We start from the raw sequence: 6,000 nt of genomic DNA, 5'->3' as shown, positions 1-6,000 counted from the left end.
GACGGACGAACCTCTGGTGTGCCAGTTGTCCTGCCAAGGGCATGGCTGGTTGGCTACGTTCGGGAGGGATAACCGCTGAAAGCATCTAAGCGGGAAGCCTGCTTCGAGATGAGGACTCCCACCCACTTGATGGGGTAAGGCTCCCAGTAGACGACTGGGTTGATAGGCCAGATATGGAAGCCGGGTGACCGGTGGAGTTGACTGGTACTAATAGGCCGAGGGCTTGTCCTCAGTTGCTCGCGTCCACTGTGTTGGTTCTCAGACAACGAACAGGTTGTGCTGGCTGAACAGTTTCACTACTTAATTAAATAGTGTGCTTGTTCGCTGCCCTGTTCGTGTCCCGTGTCATAACGGGGCGAACTGATAGGGTTTCGGTGGTCATAGCGTGAGGGAAACGCCCGGTTACATTCCGAACCCGGAAGCTAAGCCTTACAGCGCCGATGGTACTGCAGGGGGGACCCTGTGGGAGAGTAGGACACCGCCGAACAATCTTTGGAGGACCTTTGGTCCCAGCGTTCATGCTGGGACCAAAGGTCCTTTTTTGTTTTTCCGAAGCGCGCCGGCCGAACGGCTGCGCGAGAATGACTGCGGTACCTAAGACAGGAGTCACCCATGTCCACCAACTCTCCCGACGACCGTCCGGAGCGCGACCCACACCGACGGGACAGCGGTGACCGAGGCGGGTACCGCGGCGGTCCTCGCCGCGACAACGACCGTGGTGGATACGGGCGTCGCGACGACCGTGACCGAGGTTCTGGCAACCGTGAGGGCGACCGCGGCCGGGGCGCCGGCGACCGTAGTGGCGGCGGCGACCGCGGCGGGCGTCCGCCGTTCAAGCGGGATGACCGTGGCGGTAGCGGCGACCGTCCCCCGTTCCGTCGCGACGACCGCGGTGGCGGGGACCGTCCCGCGCACCGCCGTGATGACGACCGTGGCGGCTTCCGCCGCGATGACCGTGGCGGCAGCGGAGAGCGTCCCCCGTTCCGCCGTGATGACCGCGGTGGCGGGGACCGTCCCGCACATCGCCGTGATGACGACCGCGGTGGTTTCCGCCGAGACGACCGGAGTGGTGGCGGCGACCGTCCCCCGTTCCGGCGTGATGACCGCAGTGGTGGCGGTGACCGTGGTGGTTACCGAGGTGGCCGTGACGACCGCGGTGGTAGCGGTGAGCGTCCGCCGTTCCGCCGCGACGACCGTGGCGGCAGCGGTGGCGGTGACCGTCCGGGCTTCCGCCGTGACGACCGCGGTGGCAGCAGTGACCGTCCCCCGTTCCGCCGTGATGACCGCAGTGGTGGTGGGGATCGCCCCGCGCACCGTCGTGATGACGACCGTGGCGGCTTCCGCCGAGACGACCGGAGTGGTGGCGGCGACCGTCCCCCGTTCCGGCGCGACGACCGCAGCAGTGGCGGCGGCGGTGACCGTCCGGGCTTCCGCCGTGACGACCGTGGTAGCAGTGGTGAGCGTCCGCCGTTCCGCCGCGATGACCGCAGCGGTGGGGACCGTCCTCCGTTCCGCCGTGACGAGCGCAGTGGTGGGGACCGTCCCGCGCACCGTCGTGATGACGACCGTGGTGGTTTTCGCCGTGACGACCGGAGTGGTGGCGGCGACCGTCCCCCGTTCCGGCGTGATGACCGCAGTGGTGGCGGTGACCGTGGTGGTTACCGAGGTGGCCGTGACGACCGTGGTGGCAGTGGGGACCGTCCGCCGTTCCGTCGCGACGACCGCAGCAGTGGCGGCGGCGGTGACCGTCCGGGCTTCCGCCGTGACGACCGCGGTGGTAGCAGTGACCGTCCCCCGTTCCGTCGCGACGGCGACCGGCCGGCCCATCGTCGTGATGACGACCGTGGTGGTTTCCGCCGTGACGACCGGAGTGGTGGCGACCGTCCCCCGTTCCGTCGTGATGACCGCAGCGGTGGTGGGGATCGTCCCGCGCACCGTCGTGATGACGACCGTGGCGGCTTCCGCCGCGACGACCGGAGTGGTGGCGGCGACCGTCCCCCGTTCCGTCGTGATGACCGCAGCAGTGGCGGCGGCGGTGACCGTCCGGGCTTCCGCCGTGACGACCGCGGTGGCAGCAGTGACCGTCCCCCGTTCCGCCGTGACGACCGCGGTGGCAGTGGTGAGCGTCCGCCGTTCCGGCGCGACGAGCGCAGCGGTGGGGACCGTCCTCCGTTCCGTCGGGACGAGCGGGGCGATGACCGTCGGCACGACCGCCGCGACGACCGTCCCGGCGGCTTCCGCCGTGACGACCGCAGCGGTGGCGGCGACCGTGGCGGCTACCGAGGTGGCCGTGACGACCGGCGCGGTGACGACGACCGCCGTGGTGGCGGCCGGTTCCGTGATGAGCGGGAGCGGGAGCCGATCAAGCGGCTGCCGATCCCGGAGGACGTCACCGGTGAGGAGATCGACAAGGATGTGCGGCAGGAGCTCCTGAGCCTGCCGAAGACCCTCGCCGAGGATGTCGCACGGAACCTGGTGATGGTCGCCCGTCTCATCGACGAGGACCCCGATGGCGCCTACGAGTACTCCAAGATCGCTCTGCGGCTCGCGTCGCGGGTCGCCGCCGTACGGGAGGCCGCTGGTTTCGCCGCGTACGCCACCCACAAGTACAGCGAAGCCCTGTCGGAGTTCCGGGCCGCACGCCGGATGACCGGCAACGCCGATCTGTGGCCGCTGATGGCCGACTGCGAGCGTGGCCTCGGCAGGCCGGAGAAGGCGCTTGAGATGGCCGGCGCGCCGGAGGTGCAGAAGCTCGACAAGGCGGGTCAGGTCGAGATGCGGCTCGTCGCCGCCGGTGCCCGGCGGGACCTGGACCAGATCGACGCGGCCATCGTGACGTTGCAGAGCCCTGAGCTGGCGTCCAGTTCCATCCAGCCGTGGACCGCGCGACTGCGGTACGCCTACGCCGACGCCCTGCTGGCCGCGGAGCGTGAGGACGAGGCGCGTGAGTGGTTCGCCAAGGCCGTCGAGTCCGACAAGGACGGGACGACCGACGCGTCCGACCGTCTCGCGGAGCTGGACGGGGTCGAGTTCGTGGACGCCCTGGACGAGTCCGCTGACGACAGCGAGCAGGACGCGTCCGAGAAGGCCGGGTCGGACACCGTCGTGACCGATGCGTCCTCCGATGAGCCCTCCGACGAGGACGACATCGCTGACGAGGACGACATCGACGATGAAGACGACATCGATGACGACTCCGATGACGAGGTCGCCACGGACGAGCTCCGCGAAAACGGCGACGCCGTCGCCGACGCTGAGGTCGACGCGGATGACGCCGGGACCGAGGATGTCGCGGACCGTCAGGCCGACGAGGACGCCGACAAGGCCGGCTCCGGGGACCGTGAGAGCGGTCGTACGGAGCGGGACTCCGACTGACGTTCCGTAGGACCGTCGCTCCGCGTCGGGCGCATGGGTAAGGGGCAGGCTCCATGGAGCCTGCCCCTTACCCATGTCCTAATTGCCGTGCCCCGGCTTCTCGGCGAGGGTGCGCAGCACCAGTCCGGTCGCGGGCTTCGGTCCGAACGATGTCGACTTGCGGGGCATGGTGACACCCTGCTGTGCCAGCTCCCGGACGACCTCCTCGCGGACGGGATGCAGCAGGACCGCCGTACTGCCGTCCTGCTCCGCCTTGGCGACGGTGGCCGCCGTGTCGTGGATGTAACCGATCCGGTCGGCGCTGTCCGGGATGCCCCACACCTGGTCGAGCAAGGTCGAGTGCAGCACCGTGGCGTCGAGCGCGCGCCAGGCCGCGGGCCGGTCCGCGGGGACCGTCCGGGCCAGCAGGCCGGGATCCGGCCGGTCGACCAGATGGAACGCGCCGTCGCCGGTGATCAGGAACGCGTTGCCCATGGCCGATGCCTCGCCGAGCGTCTCCATCGCGTGTGCCAGCGGGCCCTCGACCGTCCGCACGCGGAAGTGACCGTCCAGCGCGGCGAGGGCCTTCCCCACCGGGAGCCCGTGCAGCAGGCGGTGGATGGCGCGGACCCGCAGCGGATAGCGGACGGTGTCGACGAGGAGCACCAGGCCGTAGTCCCAGGGGCTCGGCGACAGGTGCTCCGCGCGGAGCTTCAGATAGGTCGCCCACCGGTGATGGCCGTCCGCGATGAGGGCCTGGCGGCGGGCGAGGTCGGCCTGGATCCGGGTGATCTCCGTCGGGTCCGTGACGCTCCACAGCCGGTGATGGACCCCGTCCTCCGTGACGGTGTCGAGCAGCGCCGGGCGGTCGATCACGCTCTCGACGACCTCGGCGGTCCCCTGACCGCTGTCGTCGCCCCGGTAGGTGAGCAGGAGCGGCTCCAGATTGGCGCTGGTCGCCCTCATCAGTGCCGCCCGGTCGGCGACGACCGGCGCCATCACGTCCTCGTGGGGCAGCACCACGCCGTCCGCCGCCTCCGACAGCCGCAGTGCGCCGATGACGCCACGCTGGAGGTGCTCGCCCTGCCGCTGCTCGTACACGTACAGGCCCGGGTCAGGGTCGACCGCGAGGACGCCCTCGGAGAGCCAGCGGCCGAGGGTGTCGGCGGCGCGTTCCGTGCGGGCGCTCGGGGAGACGGCCTGGGGGAGGATGAGCCGCACGATGTTGTGGGGGTCGGCCGACTCCAGGTGGTGCAGTCCGTCGGGGCGGACCACCACGTCGTACGGGGGTGAGGTCACCGCGGAGAGGCTGCCGACCCGCTCGGGGACGTAGCGCACCCCCCGGAACGGGACCAGGTCCAGGCCCTGGGCCGTTGGTTCGTCCACCCGAGGCTGCCCGGGACCCGCGTCGCTCATTGGGGCATCGTAAGTCTGTCCCCGGTGTGCGGGATGATCGGGGGAGTGCGACCGACCGAGGAGCGATGCGTGATGAGCCAGACCGTCAGGACCCGGCCCGAGGGCAGTGCGCGTGCGCTGAACGAGGCGTACGACACCGCGCTGCTCGATCTGGACGGAGTGGTGTACGCGGGCGGCAACGCCATCGCGTACGCCGTCGCCTCCCTGGAGACGGCGCGTGACGCGGGGATGCGGCTCGCCTATGTGACGAACAACGCCCTGCGTACTCCTGACGCGGTCGCCGCGCACCTCACCGAGCTGGGCATACCGACCGGCGCGGGGGAGGTCATCACTTCGGCGCAGGCGGTGGCACGGCTCATCAGTGAGGAGGTGCCGGCCGGTGCCCGGGTGCTGGTGATCGGCGGTGAGGGGCTGCGGGTCGCGCTGCGTGAGCGGGGACTGACCCCGGTGGAGTCGGCGGACGACGACCCTGCGGCGGTCGTCCAGGGGTTCGGAGGGCCTGAGCTGCCCTGGGGGCGGTTCGCCGAGGCCGCCTACGCCGTGGCGCGCGGTGTGCCCTGGTACGCGTCGAACACCGATCTGACGATCCCGAGCGGACGGGGTATCGCCCCCGGCAACGGCGCGGCGGTGGAGGTCGTACGGATCGCCACCGGGGCCGAACCCCGGGTCGCGGGGAAGCCGTTGCCGCCGATGCACCGGGAGACGATCCTGCGTACCGGCGCCCGGCGGCCCTTGGTGGTGGGTGACCGGCTGGACACCGACATCGAGGGCGCGTTCAACGGCGATGTCGACTCGCTGCTCGTCCTCACCGGGGTGACCGACGGGGCGGGGCTGCTGGCCGCGCCGCCGCAGCATCGGCCCACCTATGTCGACGCGGATCTGCGGGGTCTGCTGACCGGGCAGCCGGAGGTCGTGGCGGGGGAGGCCCCGGCGGGCGTCGAAGGGGCGGCGGGTCCGGCCTTCCGTTGCGGTGGCTGGATCGCGTGGGCCGGGCCGGACCGGCTGGAGGTGGCCGAACAGGGGAGCGGCAAGACCCTGGACGGGCTGCGGGCGCTGTGCGCGGCGGCCTGGACCGCCGCCGGGGACGGGGTGTGCGAGCTGGACGGCGGGAAGGCCCTGGCCCGTATCGGCCTGTGAGGCGCGGCCTTGGGCGAGGTGTCCGGTCCCCGGTGCGTGCCTGGGGACCGGCGCGCGCCCGCGTCGAACCGGCGGGACACCGCGGGCTGTTCG

Annotated in this window: 3 protein-coding genes, 2 rRNA genes and 1 pseudogene; 5 read left to right on the top strand and 1 reads right to left on the bottom strand. The window is 71.0% G+C overall.

Annotated features, from left to right (window positions below; genetic code table 11):
* The 4 genes and pseudogenes from AB852_RS24800 to AB852_RS24785 all read left to right on the top strand — a co-directional run.
* Positions 1-231: ribosomal RNA gene (locus AB852_RS24800) — 23S ribosomal RNA — on the top strand; the annotation flags it as partial.
* A gap of 139 nt (positions 232-370) precedes the next feature.
* Positions 371-487: ribosomal RNA gene (rrf, locus tag AB852_RS24795) — 5S ribosomal RNA — on the top strand.
* Between the two features lie 125 nt (positions 488-612).
* A pseudogene (locus AB852_RS40970) lies at positions 613-2,067 on the top strand (hypothetical protein); the annotation flags it as partial.
* Between the two features lie 348 nt (positions 2,068-2,415).
* Entirely contained in the window at positions 2,416-3,375 is a 960-nt protein-coding gene (locus AB852_RS24785) for a hypothetical protein (RefSeq protein ID WP_073792369.1), read from the top strand.
* A gap of 78 nt (positions 3,376-3,453) precedes the next feature.
* Here the strand turns inward: AB852_RS24785 and AB852_RS24780 are convergent, their stop codons facing one another.
* Complete coding sequence (locus tag AB852_RS24780) at positions 3,454-4,770, bottom strand: DUF1015 domain-containing protein (protein ID WP_073792368.1); 1,317 nt, start codon at positions 4,768-4,770, stop codon at positions 3,454-3,456.
* Positions 4,771-4,842: 72 nt separating this feature from the next.
* Between AB852_RS24780 and AB852_RS24775 the strand changes: the two genes are divergently transcribed.
* A complete protein-coding gene (locus AB852_RS24775) occupies positions 4,843-5,907 on the top strand; it encodes an HAD hydrolase-like protein (protein WP_073792367.1) in 1,065 nt (354 codons plus the stop codon).
* The last annotated feature ends 93 nt before the right edge of the window (positions 5,908-6,000 follow it).

The sequence above is a fragment of the Streptomyces uncialis genome (assembly GCF_001905345.1).
GTDB lineage: Bacteria > Actinomycetota > Actinomycetes > Streptomycetales > Streptomycetaceae > Streptomyces > Streptomyces uncialis.
This window is presented reverse-complemented; position numbering and strand designations above follow the sequence as displayed.